A 2184-nucleotide genomic window follows, 5' to 3' on the forward strand; every position below is an offset into this window, starting at 1 on the left:
ACGTGCGTCGCGGCCTCGGCGAGCGGAACGCCCAGCAGAGCACTCAGTCGGCAGCAGCTCTCGATCTCCGCCCCGGTCCAACCGGCGTCGGCGGGCGTGGATTCGCCGGCGGCGATCCCGTAGCGCTCGCGGTACGTCTCCCAGATGCCGCGGCGTTGCTCCTCGCCCGGCAGGTCCAGGAAGAACGTCGCGTCGAACCGGCCGCTGCGGGTCAACTCCGGCGGCAGCCTGCTGGCGTCGTTGGCGGTGCAGACGACGAACACCCCCGGCGGCCGATCGGCCAGCCAAGAGAGCAGCGTGCCGAGCAGCCGGGACGAGACCCCGGAGTCGTGGGCCCCGCCGGACGTGCCGGCCAGGACGCGTTCGATCTCGTCCACGAAGCAGATTACCGGGGCCATGGCCTCGATCGTCGCCAACGCCCGGCGGGTGTTCTCCTCGGTGGCGCCGACGAGGCCGCCCATCAGGGCCCCGACGTCCAGCGTCAGCGTCGGCCGGCCGACCTCGGCGCCAAGGGCCCGGGCGAACGTGCTCTTGCCGACCCCGCCGGGGCCGAGCAGGAGGACGCCTTTCGCCTCCGCCGTCGTGGACCCGTTCCGCAGTGCCGTCCGGCAGAAGGCCTTCAGAGCGGCCATGCCGCCGAGGGCGTTGAAGCCCGGCCCGCCGCGGTGCAGGGTCAGCGGCCCACCGGCGGCGAGCTGCTTCGCCTTGAGTTCCCAGAGCGGGCCGGGGTCCAGCCGGCCGTGCCGGACGAGCGAGAGGGCGAAGGCGTTCTCCGCCTCGCTGCGGGTCAGGCCGGCGGCGGCGTCCAGGACGGGCGTGAGCGGATCGGGCAGCTCGCCCTCCTCCGTGGCGACGCCGCGGGCGACGGCCTCCAGTTCCTGCCGGGACGGCAGCGGGCAGTCCAGGACCGCGAAGTCCCGGGACAACTCTGGGGGCAGGTCCGAAGACGGCTGGACGAGCACCAGGCAGGTGCGGCGGATCTTGCCCGCCGCGAGCGCCGACCGCACCGCGGCCAGCAGTTCCGGACTCTGGAAGTACCGATGGACGTGCACCATGGCGAGCAGCGAGGGCGTCTCGCCGTCGCCGGAGGCCGGCAGGGCCTGGACCGCCGCCAGCGGGTCGGCCGGGCCGTCCTCCCCGCCGTCGGCGGTCCAGGTGGCGAGGTTCCAGCCCCGCTCCCGGCAGAGGCCGGCGAGATCGTGGAGGACCTCCTCGGGTTCGGGCGTGACCGCGAGCACGCCCGGGAAGGCGGCCGCGATCAGCTCCGAAAGTCGCTCGGTCATTCCCGGGGGCGTGCCGGGGGCGGCTTCGTTCTCGTCGAGTTCGGGCGGGGACGGACCCTGCGGTCGACGCGGCATGGGCGTCTCCTTCGTGTGGGAACGGGTTGTGAAAGAACGGGGGCCGGGCGGCGGGCGTCAGGCCCGCTGCTCGACCGGCTGGGCGACCGGGGCGGTCGCGTGGTACTCCGGCGTCCGTCGCTCGGCGGTCGTCGTGCCGAGGGCCTCCTCGTACGGCTGGCTGGCCGCTTTACAGAAGGGGCCGGCGAAGCCCTTCGTTTCGACGGAGGTCTCGCCGGTCGGGGTGACGGTGATCTCGATGCGCTGCATCTCAGGCGGCCTCCCCGGCGGAGAGGTACTGCGGCCCGCCGCCGAAGCCGGCGGCCCCGGCGGTGACGGTCAGCTTCACGCTGCCGTCGGCCAGGGCGGTCTCGACAACGCGGTGGCCGCGGGCCTTCGCCTGGAGCTTGGTCTTCTCGACGGCGTAGGCTTGGAGGAGGCGGCCGACGAAGGACTCGTCGCCCCAGCGGCCCTCGTAGGTGTCGTGGTACAGGTCGCCGGTCTCCGTGTCGCAGACGATCGGGTAGACGTAGCCGGGCGGGCGGACCGCGAGGCCGGTCTGCACGCTGCGATCGAAGAACGTGACGGACTCGATCTGCGGCGGCGGCAGTTTCAGCCGCTGGCAGGCCGCCGCGAGGGCGGCGGGGTCCGTCGCCTTCGCGGCGACGGTCACGATGTGGCTCATGCGGGGAGCCTCCTGGTTCGGGAAAGGGACGGGGGAGCGGTCAGCGGCCGTCTTGCGGCGGCGTCTCGCGGGCTGGGTCGGGCGGGGCCGCGGCGCGGCCGGCGGCTATCGCGGCGAGGTCGGCCAGCAGGCCGAGCAGCAGCTGTCCCGCCGCGGCGGCCA

General features: G+C 74.2%; 3 protein-coding genes. All 3 read right to left on the reverse strand.

The annotated features are described in order from the left end of the window. Positions 1-1358 (reverse strand): ATP-binding protein (locus ACG2DA_RS22545; RefSeq protein WP_395258914.1); only part of this gene is annotated, 1358 nt, incomplete at its 3' end. A gap of 57 nt (positions 1359-1415) precedes the next feature. Further along, entirely contained in the window at positions 1416-1607 is a 192-nt protein-coding gene (locus tag ACG2DA_RS22550) for a DUF2997 domain-containing protein (protein ID WP_395258916.1), read from the reverse strand. 1 nt (position 1608) lies between these two features. Beyond that, positions 1609-2022 (reverse strand): DUF1257 domain-containing protein, encoded by a 414-nt coding sequence (locus tag ACG2DA_RS22555; protein WP_395258918.1) that lies wholly within the window; start codon positions 2020-2022, stop codon positions 1609-1611. Between the last annotated feature and the right edge of the window lie 162 nt (positions 2023-2184).

It is taken from the genome of Alienimonas sp. DA493 (assembly GCF_043951915.1).
GTDB lineage: Bacteria > Planctomycetota > Planctomycetia > Planctomycetales > Planctomycetaceae > Alienimonas.